17 protein-coding genes are annotated in these 16053 nt (G+C 50.7%); 13 read left to right on the top strand and 4 right to left on the bottom strand.

Annotated elements, in window-relative coordinates; translation table 11 throughout:
- Nucleotides 1-25: 25 nt before the first annotated feature.
- The 7 genes from QOR82_RS00625 to QOR82_RS00595 all read left to right on the top strand — a co-directional run bounded on the left by QOR82_RS00625 (nucleotide 26) and on the right by QOR82_RS00595 (nucleotide 6621).
- The gene (locus QOR82_RS00625; protein ID WP_283582835.1) at nucleotides 26-958 is read left to right on the top strand and encodes a metal ABC transporter solute-binding protein, Zn/Mn family; all 933 of its coding nucleotides are present in this window, start codon (nucleotides 26-28) and stop codon (nucleotides 956-958) included.
- A complete protein-coding gene (locus QOR82_RS00620; RefSeq protein ID WP_283582869.1) occupies nucleotides 945-1616 on the top strand; it encodes a metal ABC transporter ATP-binding protein in 672 nt (223 codons plus the stop codon). The genes QOR82_RS00625 and QOR82_RS00620 overlap by 14 nt, the downstream gene beginning before the upstream one ends.
- Complete coding sequence (locus QOR82_RS00615) at nucleotides 1616-2410, top strand: metal ABC transporter permease (RefSeq protein WP_283582834.1); 795 nt, start codon at nucleotides 1616-1618, stop codon at nucleotides 2408-2410. The genes QOR82_RS00620 and QOR82_RS00615 overlap by 1 nt, the downstream gene beginning before the upstream one ends.
- 96 nt (nucleotides 2411-2506) lie before the next feature.
- On the top strand, nucleotides 2507-3337 hold the full coding sequence (gene purR, locus QOR82_RS00610; RefSeq protein WP_283582833.1) for a pur operon repressor: 831 nt from the start codon (nucleotides 2507-2509) through the stop codon (nucleotides 3335-3337).
- Nucleotides 3338-3354: 17 nt separating this feature from the next.
- The gene (glmU, locus tag QOR82_RS00605; RefSeq protein WP_283582832.1) at nucleotides 3355-4722 is read left to right on the top strand and encodes a bifunctional UDP-N-acetylglucosamine diphosphorylase/glucosamine-1-phosphate N-acetyltransferase GlmU; all 1368 of its coding nucleotides are present in this window, start codon (nucleotides 3355-3357) and stop codon (nucleotides 4720-4722) included.
- 69 nt (nucleotides 4723-4791) lie between these two features.
- Entirely contained in the window at nucleotides 4792-5778 is a 987-nt protein-coding gene (locus QOR82_RS00600; RefSeq protein ID WP_283582831.1) for a ribose-phosphate diphosphokinase, read from the top strand.
- 138 nt (nucleotides 5779-5916) lie between these two features.
- Complete coding sequence (locus QOR82_RS00595) at nucleotides 5917-6621, top strand: hypothetical protein (RefSeq protein ID WP_283582830.1); 705 nt, start codon at nucleotides 5917-5919, stop codon at nucleotides 6619-6621.
- Between the two features lie 98 nt (nucleotides 6622-6719).
- Here the strand turns inward: QOR82_RS00595 and yidA are convergent, their stop codons facing one another.
- Together yidA and QOR82_RS00585 are read right to left on the bottom strand one after the other, a co-directional pair.
- The gene (yidA, locus tag QOR82_RS00590; RefSeq protein ID WP_283582829.1) at nucleotides 6720-7541 is read right to left on the bottom strand and encodes a sugar-phosphatase; all 822 of its coding nucleotides are present in this window, start codon (nucleotides 7539-7541) and stop codon (nucleotides 6720-6722) included.
- Nucleotides 7531-8904 carry an HD domain-containing protein gene (locus QOR82_RS00585; RefSeq protein ID WP_283582828.1) on the bottom strand — a complete coding sequence of 458 codons (1374 nt, stop codon included), beginning with the start codon at nucleotides 8902-8904 and terminating at the stop codon, nucleotides 7531-7533. The genes yidA and QOR82_RS00585 overlap by 11 nt, the downstream gene beginning before the upstream one ends.
- 128 nt (nucleotides 8905-9032) lie before the next feature.
- Here QOR82_RS00585 and QOR82_RS00580 point away from each other — a divergent pair, with 128 nt between their 5' ends.
- From QOR82_RS00580 to QOR82_RS00555, 6 genes are all read left to right on the top strand, one after another.
- On the top strand, nucleotides 9033-9458 hold the full coding sequence (locus QOR82_RS00580; protein ID WP_283582827.1) for a DUF1934 domain-containing protein: 426 nt from the start codon (nucleotides 9033-9035) through the stop codon (nucleotides 9456-9458).
- Between the two features lie 46 nt (nucleotides 9459-9504).
- The gene (gene rpoE, locus QOR82_RS00575) at nucleotides 9505-10068 is read left to right on the top strand and encodes a DNA-directed RNA polymerase subunit delta (RefSeq protein ID WP_283582826.1); all 564 of its coding nucleotides are present in this window, start codon (nucleotides 9505-9507) and stop codon (nucleotides 10066-10068) included.
- 172 nt (nucleotides 10069-10240) lie between these two features.
- Nucleotides 10241-11845, top strand: a complete 1605-nt coding sequence (locus tag QOR82_RS00570; protein WP_283582825.1) for a CTP synthase — start codon at nucleotides 10241-10243, stop codon at nucleotides 11843-11845.
- Between the two features lie 121 nt (nucleotides 11846-11966).
- Nucleotides 11967-13247 (top strand): UDP-N-acetylglucosamine 1-carboxyvinyltransferase, encoded by a 1281-nt coding sequence (locus tag QOR82_RS00565; protein ID WP_283582824.1) that lies wholly within the window; start codon nucleotides 11967-11969, stop codon nucleotides 13245-13247.
- A 101-nt stretch (nucleotides 13248-13348) separates the two neighbouring features.
- Complete coding sequence (locus QOR82_RS00560; protein WP_283582823.1) at nucleotides 13349-13594, top strand: type B 50S ribosomal protein L31; 246 nt, start codon at nucleotides 13349-13351, stop codon at nucleotides 13592-13594.
- An 82-nt stretch (nucleotides 13595-13676) separates the two neighbouring features.
- On the top strand, nucleotides 13677-14372 hold the full coding sequence (locus QOR82_RS00555; RefSeq protein ID WP_283582822.1) for a class A sortase: 696 nt from the start codon (nucleotides 13677-13679) through the stop codon (nucleotides 14370-14372).
- Between the two features lie 111 nt (nucleotides 14373-14483).
- Here the strand turns inward: QOR82_RS00555 and QOR82_RS00550 are convergent, their stop codons facing one another.
- On the bottom strand, nucleotides 14484-15320 hold the full coding sequence (locus QOR82_RS00550; RefSeq protein WP_283582821.1) for a putative hydro-lyase: 837 nt from the start codon (nucleotides 15318-15320) through the stop codon (nucleotides 14484-14486).
- A 201-nt stretch (nucleotides 15321-15521) separates the two neighbouring features.
- On the bottom strand, nucleotides 15522-15992 hold the full coding sequence (locus tag QOR82_RS00545; RefSeq protein ID WP_283582820.1) for a low molecular weight protein-tyrosine-phosphatase: 471 nt from the start codon (nucleotides 15990-15992) through the stop codon (nucleotides 15522-15524).
- Between the last annotated feature and the right edge of the window lie 61 nt (nucleotides 15993-16053).

Genomic DNA, 16053 nt, shown 5'->3' with positions numbered 1-16053 from the left:
GCGCTTTTTCAATGAGGAGTTTAATTTGAAAAATCGCAACTTTATTATCGGCGTTGCCAGTTTGACAGCGGCTCTTGCAGTCATCTTGGTGCTGATACTGACCGGTTGGCAACCGCGCCAGCAGCGGTCACGACCGATTCGGGTCGTAACGAGTCTGAATTTTTACGGAGAAGCGGCACGGGCGGTGGCCGGCAAGTACGGCCAGGTGACGTCGATTATCAACGGGACGGCTGTTGATCCCCATGACTTTCAACCATCCACCTCGCAAGCAGAGCAGGTTGCTCGAGCCAATGTCGTCATTGAAAATGGACTTGGCTACGACCAGTGGCTGAGCCAGCTCGTAGCCGGAAATGACGAACACCAGACGGTCATTAACGTTGCTCGTCAAGTTGCCGGCAAAAAAGCGGGGAGTAATGAGCACGTGTGGTATCGTCCGAAGACGATGCCTGACCTGGCAACCATCTTGGCAAAACGTTACGCCCGACTCGACCCTCGACATGCCGATTACTACCGGGCGCGAGCGGTGGTTTACCGGCGATCGCAAGAGAAACTCAACAAGGAGATTGCCCGGGCCAAGGCCAACGCCGCCCATTCGGCTCAGCAGCAAGTTGACGTTACGGAGCCGGTCTTTGACTATGCCCTTGAAAATTTGGGTTACCAGATCAACGACCGTCACTTTGCCAAAGCGGTCGAAGATGGCAATGATCCCTCGCCAGCCGATATTAAACGGCTCCAGGACGATCTGCGCCAGCACAAAATTGCCTTTTTGGTGGAAAATTCACAGACAAGCGACCGGATGATTAATAATTTGACGAAACTGGCCCGCAGGGAAAAGGTGCCGATTTTACGGGTCAGCGAAGCCCAACCGAATAAGGAAAATTATGTCGAATGGATGCGGCGGCAGTACCGTCAGCTGATTAAAATTCAAACGGAGGAGAATAGCAATCTCAATCATTGACGTCAACAATTTAACATTGCGCTACGGACGGCGGACTATTGTGAGCGATCTGAGCTTTGCCATTAATGAGGGCGACTTTTTGGTTCTGATCGGTGAAAATGGGGTTGGGAAAACTACCCTCGTCAAGGCCCTGTTGGGGATTAAAAAGCCGGCCGCAGGTGAAGTGCATCGGCAAGCGGGATTACGGATCGGTTACGTGCCGCAATTCCGCAACCTGGACGCGGAATACCCCTTATCCATCGCTGATTTTGTGGCCCTCAACTTGCCACGAACGATCCGCCCCTGGTTGAACCGAGCCGAGCGGCAACAGCTGCGCCAGATTTTGGCGGCAACCTCACTGACAGCCATCGCCGACCGGCCGCTGGGACTGGCCTCGGGCGGTGAAAAACAGCGCGCTTACCTGGCGCAGGCCCTCTTGAACCAGCCACAGTTGTTGATTATGGATGAGTCCACGGCCAGCCTGGACAACGATATTAAATTCGAACTGCTGGATCTGGTCGCCAAGTTTCAGCAACAGAACTTGAGTGTTCTCTTTGTGACCCACGACTGGGAATTGGCGAAGCGTTATGGCAATCGTTATTTGCATCTTGAACCGGGTGGCCGTTTTAGCCAGGGGCCGATCAATGACTTTCCCAGTGAGTTAGAGGAGGATGACTGATGTTTGCCTTGAGTTTTATGCGCCACGCCTTTGTGGCCAGTACGATGATTGCGATTGTCAGCGGGGTGATCGGTGTTTTCGTCGTCGCTCGCAACATGTCTTTTTTGACCCACACCCTTTCGGAAATTGGGTTTGCGGGCGCCGCCTTCGCGACTTTTGTCGGCTGGTCGCCATTGCTGGGGATGCTTTTGTATACGATGCTGAGTTCGGTTCTGGTGGGGCAATTCAGCAGTGATGAATCGCGACGGGAGTCAGTCATCAGTGCAGTTTCGGCTCTTTTTATCGGCCTGGGGATTCTTTTCCTTTCGCTGAGTAACCAAAGCGCTAGCTCGGCGACGAGCATTTTATTCGGCAGTGTCGTCGGGATTAGCCGTGGGGAAGTGCACCAGTTAACCCTTCTTTCACTGTTGGTGTTAGGAGTCGTCGCTCTGATTTATCGTTGGCTGAAGTTCGATTCCTTTGACGCGGTGGGGGCGCAGGTAAATGGAGTGAGCGGTCTGGGGATTTCGATTGCCTTTCTGCTATTGATCGCGTTGTCGGTCAGCGTGGCCGCTCAGATCGTCGGTTCGCTGCTGATCTTTATTTTGCTGACTTTGCCGGCAGCCAGTGCCAAGTATTTTACCCACGGGGTGGCCAAGATGATGCTGTTAGCAGTTCTTTTTGCCCTATTGGGAACTTGGCTGGGACTCTATTTAGGTTACCTTACTAACTGGCCGGTGAGTTTTTTCATCGCCGCTATCGAGGTTTTGATCTATGCTAGCGCACTCGGCTACCGTTGGCGGGATAAGCAATAAAAGGTTGGGTAAGGACCAATTTTTCTAGTAAAATCCGAACGTTTGTGTTATTATTAGGCGGTGATTGTTCAGATACACGAAAAAAGAGGTAGAAAGATGAAAGTTCGACGTAGTAATCGTTTGGTCGATATGACCCACTACTTAATGGAACATCCCCGGCAGCTCGTTTCCCTGAAATTTTTCGGGGAACGTTTTGATTCTGCCAAGTCGTCGATTAGTGAAGATTTAAGCATTATTCGCAAGACCTTTGCCGATCATGGGATTGGCCGCTTGGAGACTTTGCCGGGTGCTTCCGGCGGGGCCCGTTACACCCCGATGTATTCAAAGGAAAATGCGGAACAACTGATTGCTCAGTTGGTGGACGCGGTTGCGGATGATAGTCGTTTGCTACCGGGTGGTTACGTTTACCTCTCTGATTTGCTGGGACGGCCGGATATTCTGCGATCAGTCGGTCAATTGATTGCCACTCAATATGTTGATACAGACGTGGACGTTGTGATGACGGTCGAAACCAAGGGGATTCCGATTGCCCAAAGTGTGGCCATGTATCTCAATCGGCCCTTCGTGATTGTTCGTAATAGTTCCCACATCACGGAAGGTTCGACGGTCAGCGTCAACTATGTTTCTGGTTCGTCACAGCGAATCAAAAAGATGGAGCTGTCGCGGCGGACGCTGTCAGCTGGTGCCCATGTTGTGGTCGTTGATGACTTTATGAAGGGTGGCGGCACCCTCAACGGGATGTGCTCATTGATTAAGGAATTCGGAGCCCACCTGGCCGGGATGACCGTTTTTGCTGAAGGGCAGTTTGACGGCCAGCGGTTGGTCGAAAATTGCACATCGCTGATTAAAGTTAACACGGCCGCGGAAAACGGGAGTAAACTGGTGGCAAAACCAGGTAGTTACATGACAACGGTTTTTGATGATTAAGAGAAGGAAGCATAAAAATGGCTAAAAGAAACGCAATTGTGTTAGCGGCCGGCAAAGGCACGCGAATGAAGTCGAAACTCTACAAGGTCTTGCACCAAGTCTGTGGACGGACGATGGTGGAACACGTTGTCAACCAGTTAGGAAAGGCCCACATTGATAATATTGTGACGGTTGTCGGTTTCGGTGCTGACACGGTCAAAGAGACGCTGGGATCGCGGACGAGTTTTGCCTTGCAACAGCAGCAATTGGGGACTGGTCATGCGGTAATGCAGACTGAGGATCTGCTGGGCAGTTCGGATGGCGAAACGCTGGTTGTCAGTGGGGACACCCCGCTTTTTACTGCTGAAACTTTCAACCACCTCTTTGAGTACCACGAGCAACGGCACGCGGCAGCGACGATTTTGACCTCTGTGGCTCCTGACCCGACGGGCTATGGGCGGATCATCCGCAATGACGTAGGAATTGTCGAACGGATTGTCGAACAAAAGGATGCTAGCAAAGAAGAGCAGGCAATCAAGGAAATCAATACCGGGGTGTACTGCTTTGATAACCGCAAGCTCTTCCAAGCCCTGAAGAAGATCAATAACGACAACGCTCAGGGCGAATACTACCTGACCGACGTCATCGCCATCATGAAACAGCAGGGCGAAGTTGTTACGGCTTACCGCGACAATGACTTCAACGAAACGATGGGGGTTAACGATCGGGTTGCTCTGGCCCGGGCCAACAAGATCATGCAGGCCCGGATCAATAAGCAGTTGATGGCACAAGGTGTCTCGATGATCGACCCTGCCACGACTTATATCGACGCGGGAGTCAAGATCGGCCGCGATACCGTCATCGAAGGCGGTGTTGTGATCAAGGGTCGGACGACTATCGGCAGTGACTGTTTCATCAGCTCTGGTTCCCGGATCATTAGTTCGACGATCCATGATGGGGTTAAGATCACCTCTTCGACCCTGGAATCAGCCGAGATGCACACCGGTAGCGACATTGGTCCAAACAGCCACTTGCGGCCGAATGCCGAAATTGGCAAGAATGTCCACATTGGGAACTTCTGTGAAGTAAAGAAAGCTTACATCGGCGACGGCACCAAGGTGGGGCATCTGACCTATATCGGCAACGCTACCTTGGGCAAAAATATTAACGTTGGTTGCGGGGTTGTCTTTGTCAATTACGATGGCTCTAAGAAGCACCATACCAACGTTGGTGATCACGCTTTCATTGGCAGCAACTCCAATTTGGTTGCTCCAGTTAATATTGCGGCGGATTCGTTTATTGCCGCCGGTTCGACGATTACGGATTCGACGGAACGCTTTGATATGGCGATTGCGCGTCAACGGCAGACCAATAAGCCTAACTATGCCAAAAAACTTCCTTGGTAGGCGTTACTTTTTACCTGATTTGTCCCTATCATTAGAGCTGTAGGCTTTATGATTTTTTTGGAGGACCCGATGAAACAACGATATTTTGATGACCGTCTCAAGATTTTTGCTCTGAATTCCAATCGTCCTTTGGCACAAAAGATTGCCGATGCCGTCGGGGTTCAGCTTGGTAAGGTTTCGGTTGACCGTTTTAGCGATGGTGAAATTCAAATCAACATCGAAGAGAGTATTCGTGGTGACAATGTTTATGTCATCCAATCGACCTCAGCACCGGTCAATGACAACTTGATGGAATTGCTGATTATGATCGATGCTTTGCGTCGTGCTTCGGCTCATTCGATCAATGTTGTGATGCCATACTACGGCTACGCCCGTCAAGACCGCAAGACCCGCTCGCGGGAACCAATTACGGCCAAGTTAGTGGCAAATATGATCCAGAACGCTGGCGCGGACCGGGTATTGGCCCTTGACCTGCACGCTGCTCAGATTCAAGGTTTCTTTGATATCCCCGTTGATCACCTGATGGGGGCCCCGTTACTGGCTGATTACTTTATTGACCAGGGTGTTGCCAAGGACGCGGTGGTCATTTCACCAGACCACGGTGGGGTGACGCGAGCCCGGCGCTTAGCCGAGTTCTTGAAAGCTCCGATTGCGATTATCGATAAGCGGCGGCCAAAGGCTAATGTTGCCCAGATTATGAACATCATCGGTGATGTGAAGGGCAAGAAATGTATCATGCTCGACGACATGATCGATACGGCTGGAACCATCACGTTAGGGGCCCAGGCATTGATTGACCAAGGCGCCAGTGAAGTTTATGCGGCCGCTACCCACGCCGTCTTCTCGGGACCAGCCATCGAACGGCTCGCTAAGTCGCCGTTGAAAGAAGTCGTTGTAACTGACTCGATCCAGTTGCCAAAAGAAAAGCAACTGCCTAAGATCAAGCAAGTTTCAGTTGGTCCACTATTAGGTTCAGCTATCAAGCGGATTAACGAAAATCGGCCAGTGAGTCCGCTTTTTAAGAATCGTTTCACCCAGATGGCTGACGAAAATTAATAATTTTAAAGAAGTGACTAGTGTCAGAGCGTTTGCTGTTCAACTGGTCACTTCTTTATTAAGATGGAGTTAAAAAATGTCTTCGCAAGGTAGCGCCATGCTAAAATAAGGGTGAGTTAAGCAAGGGGAGTGAGAATAATGACTAAGAAATTAAGCCGGCGTTTGTTGACGGGGGGATTAGCAATCGTCGCGAGTCTGACCCTCGTGGCTTGTGGCAAGCAAGCAGCGGTCAGCTCTACATCATCAACCAGTAGTAAGGCAACCGCCGAAAGTCCGTCAGCCAAAGCTTACCGCGAAGCCCAAAAGCTGATTAAGGAGGGGCGTTTCCAGACGGCTATTGACCGGCTCGACGACGTGCACAACCCGTCCAGTCAAGTCAAGGCTTTGAAGGTGGACTTGCAAAAATATGTCCAGGCCCAGAAATCTTACGACAAGCAAGATTATCAAAAGACCGTGTCAACGCTCAGTCAGCGCCAGTCAAACAATCAGCGCCTGAACTCTGCAATGGATAACCTATCGGCTCGGGCAGCCGGCGCGGCGAATGGTGGCCAGGTGTCGACTAAGAAGCAGAATTCAACCGCGGCCCAGGCCAATTCATCGAGCGCTACGAGTGCTAGTTCCAGCAGTTCGCAAACTGACCAGACGCCAGTTGATCAGTCGGTCGTGGACTTTGCCACTAAGATGGGCTTTACCGGCAGTGATTACCAAATCATCACCCAATCCGATAATGGCGAGAACTTCCGCTTTGAAGTGCGGCGCAACAATGCCGACAACACCGTGGCTAACATGGTAGGAATTTACTCCTACAACAGCAAGACGGGCGCAGTAACCAAAATTGACTAAAAAAGGGATCAAAGCGCGCTTCTTATTGCGACGATCACCTAATAATACAAAAAAGGGGCTGGAATTTTCTCCAGTCCCTTTTGTTTTGGCAACGGACACTATTTCAGAACGTATTTGTTGATCGCGGCGGCAACCCCGTCGTGATTATTGTCCGCGGTTACGACGTCGGCCAGGTCCAGTACCTGGGGAATTGAATTACCCATCGCGACGCCGAGGCCAGCGTATTTGATCATCGACAGATCGTTACCGCCGTTGCCCAGGGCCATGATCTCATTTTGCTGGATCCCGAGCCTTTGTCCTAGATTGCGGAGTGCGTTTCCCTTGCTGGCAGCCTTATTGATGTACTCGATGTAGAAATCTTCACTGCGGAGGATATGGAACTTCTCCTGGATGCGGGCGGGAATCTGCTGATAGACCCGGTCCAATTCTTCTTTATCTCCCAGCATCATCAGCTTGCAGATGGTAATATGATTCCGCATGGCATTGATCTGGTCCATTGAACGGTAATGGAGCCGCATATTGGCGAGGTAAGTCTCAACGATGCTATAGCGGCTGATGTCCTGGTTGGCTGTGTAAATATCCTCGGCAGTTTCCATATGGGCGTGGACGTTTGCTTGGCGGGCAAATAATTCCCAATCCAGGTAGTCATCAAAGTCAATCGTGTAGTGGGCTTCAATTTGGCCGTTGGTGGTTTGAGCGAGACCGCCGTTAAAACTGATTACGTATTGGTCATCGCGGCCTTGCAGGTTTAGGTCCTGGAGGTAGGGCCAGACCCCAGGCATGGGGCGGCCAGTACAGAGGACAATCTTAATCCCTTGTTGGACCGCAGTCTGGATAGCTTTTTTGACAGCCGGGGTGATGTGGTGATTGTCGTTATTTAAGGTGCCGTCGATATCGATTGCGATCATTTTAATTGTCATGATGTTTTTCCTTTCGGGGGTCGACTAAGTGATTATTTTTGAGATAAGATTGGAATTCATCATAGAGTGGTTGGAAGAGCTCATCACCCTCCTGACTCAACATCTCGCGCGGGAAGAAGAAACGCTGGTCACCAGCCTCTTTGCCGGAAACACTGGCAACCAGGGTACTGACTTGGGAGAGCTCAACCTGCGAACCATCGGGCTGGCGGAGCTCGATCTGGGTTTGCGGCTCGGAGGCTTGGGGATGGTAGGTGTCGTAAGGGAGCTTGTAACTGGAGTTGACGGCAGTGAAGTAGTTGCTGTCAAAACCCGCCCGGGTGGTGAGATCTCGCAAACGTGGCAGTAGTTTCGCGGTCTGGGCATCGTATTCTACCGACTTGAAGGGCCGCCGGTCCAGGAAACGGTGGGCTAAATCACGCAAGATATCATCGTGGGCCCCTTTCCAGTGGGTGAAGTAGGTCGTCAGGCTGCCGTCGTCGAGTGCCAGGTAGTCGTTGAGACTGAAGTGGCCGCTGAAAAAGGGCATCAGTAAGCGGGGCGTAAATTCAGGTTCTGCCATTCGGGGGTGCTGGTAGAGGTATTTAGCCCGCATCAAGAGATGGTCAAGGATTACCTCCAGTGAGCGAGTAACGGGATGGAAGTAGACTTGCAGATACATCTGCAGCCGGGAGATAATATAGTCTTCGACGGCGTGCATTCCTGACATGGAGAATGAGATTCCGTCTTTTGTCGGTTGCATCACCCGGAGGACACGGTCCAGGTCGAACTTGCCGTAATTGGTTCCGGTATAGTAGGCGTCACGTTGCAGATAGTCCATCCGGTCGGCGTCCACCTGGCTCGAAATCATCTGAACGACTTGCTGGTTGGGATAGGTGTGGTCGATCACGCTGGCAACCTTTTGCGGAAAGTCGGCTCCGCAACGGCGCAGAATACGGTTGACGTTGGTTTGGGGACTGGTAATCAGCTGCCGGGTGATTGCCTCATGATTTGTCTTGAAAATGTGCTCGAAGGTGTGCGAAAAAGGACCATGGCCGAGGTCATGCAAGAGGGCCGCGCAGAGGGCAATCGGCCGTTCTCGATCGTCCCAGCGGCCGTCGCCCGGCTGCTGAGACGGATAGTTGCGCTGGAAGTGGTTGCACATCCGCCTAGCAATTTCGTAGACGCCGAGACAGTGACCGAAGCGTGAGTGTTCGGCTCCATGAAAGACAAGTGAGGTGGTGCCGAGCTGTTTGACCCGACGCAGGCGCTGAAACTCAGGAGTGTCGATCAGGTCGAGAATAATCTGGTTGTCAACCGTAATGGTACCGTGGATTGGGTCGCGAAAGACCTTTTCACGCTGGAGACGTTCATCTGAAAAACTCATAGTAAACCTCACTTTGCTGACTAATTTCTTATATTATAGCAAGGATTATAATGATTCTGACGGCTCGGGACAAAGTTACTGCATTTTCGCTGGCGAGCCGCTATAATGTGGGTTCGGAGGATTAACTTATGAAAGAAATTACACCAGTTCAAGTTCATTTGACGACGACCATTAATCAGGATGGTCAGTCCCAAAGTTTTCACTTTGACGAAGCCGGTCAGCTGGTTGCCTTTAACGATCATCAGCATTATCTGCGCTACACAGAACACCAGCATGGTGTGGCCACACCGGTTCAATTTAAGTTGCTAACCGATACCGTCCGTCTCAGCCGCCAGGGCGTGCCGGAGACTGATTTTTTGTTTGACCAAACGCAGGCGACGGCGAGCCGCTATCACACCCAGTACGGTGATATTGACCTCCGTGTAGTCACGAAGGAACTGCAAAAAGAAGTCGATTGGGCGGACCATTCTGGGCAAGTTAAGATCCACTACCAGCTGCATTCGCAGGGGATGATGGTTGGTGAATACCAGTTGAGATTGCAATTCAATGTTTGATATTGTATTATAAAGTTTAGACTTTTTCGAAGGGATGTGCACCAGTTTGGATTTGAAGGTATTTGATGGCCAGGATAAGTCAGAGCTGTCAATGGTCGAGGTGGCTCATGCTATTCTCAACGAGCACGGTAAGGCGATGGCTTTTGTCGACTTGACAAACGAAATTCAACAATACCTGGGCAAGAGTGACGAAGAAATTCGTGAGCGTTTGTCACAATTCTACACTGACTTGAATATCGACGGCAGCTTCATTTCCCTTGGTGACAACACCTGGGGCCTTCGTTCATGGTACCCATACGAATCAATTGACGAAGCCACTGTCGGCGATAACGACGAGGACGACGAAGAACGGCCAAAGAAGAAGCGGCGCAAGGTTAACGCCTTCCTGGCCGGGACCGATGATGATGACGACGTGATCGATTATGACAACGACGACCCTGAGGATGACGACCTGGACGACGCTGACACTGATTCTGATTCGGACGACGATTATGACGAAGACAATCCAGACGACGATAGCGACCTGGGTGACGACAACCTGGAAGACCAGCTGACTGAGTTGCATAATGATGCCGACGATGACAGTCTTGGTGATGGTGACGAAGAATAAAAAAATTGATAAGTACTGAAGGGGGTTGACTAATTCTCCTCCGGCTTGTACTATTTTCCAAGGGCGCCTGAGTTTTCTCAGGCCTAGACCTTGTTAAAATGTTCCCCGTTTCTCGATAGAAATGGGGTTTTTTGTTGATTGTAGACCGTTTTTGTATCAAAGGAGAGTGCACATGACCAAGTATATTTTTGTTACCGGTGGGGTTGTTTCTTCCCTCGGCAAGGGCATTGTTGCCGCATCATTGGGCCGGTTGCTGAAGAACCGCGGCTTGAAGGTGGCCATTCAAAAATTTGACCCGTACATTAATGTCGATCCCGGTACGATGAGTCCTTACCAACACGGTGAAGTTTTCGTTACTAATGACGGTACCGAAACGGACTTGGACCTTGGCCACTATGAACGGTTTATCGATAATGACCTGAACAAGTACAGTAACGTCACTACCGGGAAGATCTATTCTGAAGTACTGCGCAAGGAACGCCGTGGCGACTACCTGGGGCACACGGTTCAGGTGATTCCGCACATCACCAACGCGATCAAGGACAAGATTATGCGCGCCGGCGAAAGTACCGACGCCGAAGTGGTGATTACCGAAATCGGCGGGACGGTCGGTGACATCGAATCCCAGCCGTTCATGGAAGCCATTCGGCAGATGAAGAAGGAAGCCGGTGCTGACAACGTACTCTACATCCACGCAACGCTGGTTCCCTACCTGCGGGCAGCGGGTGAAATGAAGACGAAGCCGACGCAGCACAGTGTTCGCGAATTGCGTGGCCTGGGGATTCAGCCAAACATCCTGGTTGTGCGGACTGAACAGCCGATCACCGAAGAGATGCGGCGTAAGATTGCCCTCTTCTGTGACGTTGACCCGAAGGCAGTTATCGAATCACTCGACGTTCACACCCTGTACGAAATTCCGTTGAACCTGCAGAAGCAGGGACTTGACCAACTGGTTTGCGACCACTTCGGGATCGACGCGCCGGAAGCTGACATGCGGGAATGGACCGAAATGGTTCACCATATCGAAAATGACCTGACGAAGACGGTTAAAATTGCGATGGTCGGCAAGTACACCAACCTGCAGGACGCCTACATTTCAGTTAACGAAGCCCTGCGTCACGCCGGCTACCCGGTCAACGCCAATGTGAAGATTGACCACTTCAACTCCGAAACGATTAACGAAGACAACGTCGCTGAAAAGCTGGGCCAGTATGATGGAATTCTGGTTCCTGGCGGCTTTGGTTCCCGGGGGGTTGAAGGGATGATTACGGCAATCAAGTACGCCCGCGAAAACGACGTGCCGTACCTCGGCATTTGTCTGGGAATGCAGACTGCTTGCATCGAATTTGCCCGTGATGTTCTCGGCTACAAGGATGCCAATTCGACCGAATTTAATCCGAACACTAAGCACAACGTGATCGACCTGATGGCGGATCAGGAAGATGTTGAAGACATGGGTGGAACCCAACGTCTGGGGGCTTACCCGTGCAAGCTGAAGCCGGGCACGGTTGCCGCTGCTGCTTACGGCAACCAGAAGCAAATCAGTGAACGGCATCGTCACCGTTACGAATTCAACAACAAGTTCCGCGAAGAAATGGCGGACCACGGAATGGTCTTCTCTGGGACTTCGCCGGACAACCGTCTTGTCGAAGTTGTTGAACTACCTGACAAGAAATTCTTCGTCGCATCGCAGTACCACCCAGAGTTCCTTTCTCGTCCTAACCGTCCCGAAGGTCTGTTTGCTGCCTTTGTCAAAGCAGCGGCTCAGGGCAAGTAATCAAAGTTTGCGAAACGATTTACTGAAGACGGTTGTAATTAGCTTTGAAGTTAATTATCATAATTATTGACTGTTTTTCGCAGTAACGTGAAAGATTATTTTGAAACGAGGACGTTGAGCGATGAAAAAGATGATCATTAAAGGGGGAAACCGTTTAAGCGGTGAAGTAACTATTGGGGGCGCTAAAAATTCGACAGTGGCGCTAATTCCGGCGGCAATCCTGGCAGATACTCCGGTTCGTTTTGACACCGTTCCTGACATATTGGACGTCCACAACCTGATGATTATTCTACAGTCGATGAATGTGAAATCATCTTTTAGTCACGGGGTTTTGGATATTGACCCGACCCAGATCGTGGAAGCGGAATTGCCAAGTAAGGCGATTAAAAGTTTGCGGGCTTCGTACTACTTTATGGGGGCCTTACTGGGACGTTTTCACCGGGCAACACTGACTTTTCCCGGTGGGGACAACATCGGACCACGGCCAATTGACCAGCATTTAAAAGCCTTTAAGTGTCTTGGCGCGACGGTTTCGGAAAATAACGGAACCGTGCACCTGGAAGCGCCTGACGGCTTGCACGGCAGCCATATCTTTTTAGATGTAGTTTCCGTCGGTGCGACGATTAACGCAATTTTGGCCGCCGTTCGGGCAAAGGGAACGACGATTATCGAAAATGCCGCGCGGGAGCCAGAAATTATCGACCTCGCGACCTTTTTGAACAACATGGGAGCTGAAATTCGGGGAACCGGGACGACGCAGATCCGGATTACTGGGGTCGACACTCTTCAGTCGATGAATACCCATACTGTGATTGCGGACCGAATTGAAACCGGGACTTACCTCTCGCTGGCAGCAGCCATGGGCGATGGGGTGATGCTCAATAACGTGATTCCTGAACACCTTGAGGCTTACACCAGCAAGATGATTGAGATGGGGGTCAAGCTTCAGATTGACAGTGATAAGATTTACGTACCGAAGTCGGACCAGTTGCACGGGGTAAAGGTCAAGACTAGTCCTTATCCAGGCTTTGCGACTGACTTGCAGCAACCCTTGACACCGCTGATGGCCAAGGCGGAGGGCCACAGTACCGTGCAAGATACCATTTATCCTAAGCGGGTCGGCCACATCCCTCAGTTGCAAAAGATGGGGGTGCGGATCAGCGCCAATAATGGCCTTATCACGATTGACCATTCGCCGGACCTTCACGGGGCCGATGTCGAGGCCGGTGAAATTCGGGCGGGGGCTGCCCTGATGATTGCGGCTTTGATGGCTCACGGCACGACGGTGATTCATCACGCCAGCAACATCCTGCGAGGCTACGACCGGATCGTGTGGAAACTCAACCGGTTAAATGCTGACGTTTCCATTCTCGATGAGGATGCGAAGGTTGATCTGCACTAAGGTGCTTGCATGATGGCAGGAATTATGCTATTATGCAAAAGTTGACAAAACGAAGAAGAACTATGTTTCAGGCAATGATTCATGGCAAAGGAGAAATAATTATGAAGCAAGGAATTCATCCAGATTACCACCTGGTAGTGTTTGAAGATTCAGCTACTGGTTACAAGTTCATTTCCGGTTCAACCGCCACTTCAAAGGAAACGACGAAGTGGGAAGATGGTAACGAATACCCGCTGATCCGGGTTGAAGTTACCTCAGACTCACACCCGTTCTACACCGGCAAACAAAAGTTCAACAAGGCCGATGGTGCGGTGGACAAATTCAACAAGAAATACGGCCTCAAGTAAGGCTAATCAAGCGGTGCTTCGGCATCGCTTTTTTCTTTTGGTGCGAGTATACTGATAGCTGATTAACAATTTGAGGAGAAGAATGATGAAAAAAAGACGACCATGGCTCCGCTGGATCCTGATGGCAATTTTACTGGTGGTGGGGCTTGTCCTGATCTTTAACCAGCCGATTAAAGAACATCTGGTGGCGAGCTACCAACCCAAGGTAAGCAAGCAGTCGATTGCGCAAAATAACAAGAAAAAAGCAACCTATAATTTCAGCGACGTCAAAGACCTTAACCTTCAGTCGGCGGCCCAGGCCCGGGCAAATCGGCAGCAAATTCACGTGATCGGTGAGGTTTCAGTACCAGACATTAACATGACGATTCCGATTGCCAAAGGGGTTGATAACACAACCTTGGCCCTGGCGGCCGGAACGATGCGCCCTGGCATGAAGATGGGCCAGGGAAACTACGCGCTGGCCGGTCACAACATGGCTCATGGGAGCAAAATTTTGTTCTCTCCTCTGTATTACCATGCCAAGGTTGGGCAGATGGTTTATTTGACGGACTTGAAGCGGGTTTACGAGTACAAGATTTATAAACGGACCTTTATTGCGGCGACCCAGGTCAACGTGGTCAATGACACTAAGCAGCCGATTATCACGATGATCACTTGTGACGCAACGGGGGCCCGGCGATTGCTGATTCGCGGGCGGTTTGTGAAGTCGGAGCCGTTTAATTCGGCACCGCAGAAGGCGCAGAAAGCCTTCAGCAGTAAATACACGAACGGACGTTAAATGAAAACGGGGCTGGAGTAAGATCTTCAGTCCCATTTATTTATATGTGGATCGAACAGGCCCCAGAGCCTAGCTGTCGCAGCTAAGTTCGGGGGCTTTTCCAATAGGATGTCAACTGAATGCCAGTTTTGGCAATGCTGGCCGGTGAATGTTGAGGTAGGCATTGAGATCTGAGTTCTTGATGTCAGTAATGAACATATGACCGGGAGCGTGAGTGATGACGAGTGGTAACTGGGCATTTCCAATTGCGGCTTGTGGGGTAACACCACAAGGCCAGAAGACCGGGATTTCCCCCGCTTTAATGGTTACTGCGTCGCCATAATCGGGGTGCATCAGGTCGTTAATGCCGATCGCCTGCGGATTGCCAATTTGAATGGGTGCACCATGGACATTCGGCATGGCGGCCGTAATTTTTTTGGCTAACTGAGCTTTTGCTGGGGTCATCGGCCGCATCGAAACCACCATTGGCCCCCGAAAGCGACCAACCGGGTGGGTCATCAGGTTGGTCTTAAACATCGGAACGTTGCAATGCTCAGTGATGTGGCGAACTTCGATACCGGCTTTGATCAAAGCTTCTTCAAATGAAAAAGAACACCCAATCAAAAAAGCCACGGAGTCGTTTGTCCAGTACTTTTGGACATCGCTGACCTCTTCAACGTATTTGCCATAACGGTATAAGCGATATTTGGGGATGTCCGTGCAAATATTAGCACCGGCCGCCATTTGTTTGGTAAACGGTTTGCCGGCGATCACTTCTAAGAGAGGGCAGGCGGCAGAATTGAACCGTGCCCACAAAATGAAGTCACAGGCCCAACGGCGAGGCAGGATGACCAGGTTAGCTTGTGCGTATCCGGTTGCCATTCCGGCGGTCGGGCTTGTTATTTGACCATTTCGAATCAGATCACGGATTTTGCCGGATTTGACGTTAGTAAGAGTTGCAATATCCATATTTGATCACGTCCCTTTCTCTCTTAGTTAGAAATTATTATGATTCTATCATCGCTTTCTAATAATTAACTCATTTTGAGAAAAGCACGTGGATAATTATCTTATTGGTTGCTGAAAGTTGTGATTGCTTAGCTGGTGTTGATTTTCACTTAAAAATTAAAAGCCCGGTCTGCCGTAGGAGACAAATCGGACACAGGTGATTTATTTATTATTTAAATCTTCTTTGCACTTATCCAGCCACGATGGGAGGGCCGTCGCTAGGCTTTCGTAAGTGTCGCCAAAACGGTGGGTGTACCACGGGTCAGGAATTGCCTGGCCCTTCAGGTCGGGCAGCAGGTCAAAGATGGCGTAAATCTTAGCGTGGGAATCTGCAGGAGCCATCATCTTAAGGTCTTGCATGTTCATGTCGTCCATGCCAACGATCAAATCTGCCGTTGCGAAATCCTCGCGGTTAATTTGCCGGGCGTGATGACCCCGTCCGTCCATGCCGTGCTTTTTGAGCTCGCGCCGCGCACCGGGGTGCATTGGGTGCCCATGCTCCTCATCGCTGGTACCAGCGGAATCGACGCTAATCTGGTCGCTCAGGCCAGCGTCTTGCACCATCTGCTTAAACATGGTTTCGGCCATCGCGGAGCGACAGATATTACCAAGGCAGACAAATAGAATATTCATAAAAAATCCTCCTCTGGACTTAATAAGCTTATTGTACACGAGTTTGCTTTGATCGGGGAAG

The organism is Limosilactobacillus difficilis (genome assembly GCF_947387495.1).
In the GTDB taxonomy this organism is placed as follows: Bacteria; Bacillota; Bacilli; order Lactobacillales; family Lactobacillaceae; genus Limosilactobacillus; species Limosilactobacillus difficilis.
This window is presented reverse-complemented; position numbering and strand designations above follow the sequence as displayed.

What these genes read in the sequence shown, in the direction of transcription:
- purR (WP_283582833.1), top strand. Translation starts at nt 2,507, where the DNA reads ATGAAAGTTCGACGTAGTAATCGTTTGGTCGATATGACCCACTACTTA.
- yidA (WP_283582829.1), bottom strand. Translation starts at nt 7,541, where the DNA reads ATGACAATTAAAATGATCGCAATCGATATCGACGGCACCTTAAATAAC.
- QOR82_RS00600 (WP_283582831.1), top strand. Translation starts at nt 4,792, where the DNA reads ATGAAACAACGATATTTTGATGACCGTCTCAAGATTTTTGCTCTGAAT.
- QOR82_RS00545 (WP_283582820.1), bottom strand. Translation starts at nt 15,992, where the DNA reads ATGAATATTCTATTTGTCTGCCTTGGTAATATCTGTCGCTCCGCGATG.
- QOR82_RS00570 (WP_283582825.1), top strand. Translation starts at nt 10,241, where the DNA reads ATGACCAAGTATATTTTTGTTACCGGTGGGGTTGTTTCTTCCCTCGGC.
- QOR82_RS00595 (WP_283582830.1), top strand. Translation starts at nt 5,917, where the DNA reads ATGACTAAGAAATTAAGCCGGCGTTTGTTGACGGGGGGATTAGCAATC.
- QOR82_RS00615 (WP_283582834.1), top strand. Translation starts at nt 1,616, where the DNA reads ATGTTTGCCTTGAGTTTTATGCGCCACGCCTTTGTGGCCAGTACGATG.
- QOR82_RS00550 (WP_283582821.1), bottom strand. Translation starts at nt 15,320, where the DNA reads ATGGATATTGCAACTCTTACTAACGTCAAATCCGGCAAAATCCGTGAT.
- QOR82_RS00560 (WP_283582823.1), top strand. Translation starts at nt 13,349, where the DNA reads ATGAAGCAAGGAATTCATCCAGATTACCACCTGGTAGTGTTTGAAGAT.
- QOR82_RS00555 (WP_283582822.1), top strand. Translation starts at nt 13,677, where the DNA reads ATGATGAAAAAAAGACGACCATGGCTCCGCTGGATCCTGATGGCAATT.
- glmU (WP_283582832.1), top strand. Translation starts at nt 3,355, where the DNA reads ATGGCTAAAAGAAACGCAATTGTGTTAGCGGCCGGCAAAGGCACGCGA.
- QOR82_RS00565 (WP_283582824.1), top strand. Translation starts at nt 11,967, where the DNA reads ATGAAAAAGATGATCATTAAAGGGGGAAACCGTTTAAGCGGTGAAGTA.
- QOR82_RS00580 (WP_283582827.1), top strand. Translation starts at nt 9,033, where the DNA reads ATGAAAGAAATTACACCAGTTCAAGTTCATTTGACGACGACCATTAAT.
- QOR82_RS00585 (WP_283582828.1), bottom strand. Translation starts at nt 8,904, where the DNA reads ATGAGTTTTTCAGATGAACGTCTCCAGCGTGAAAAGGTCTTTCGCGAC.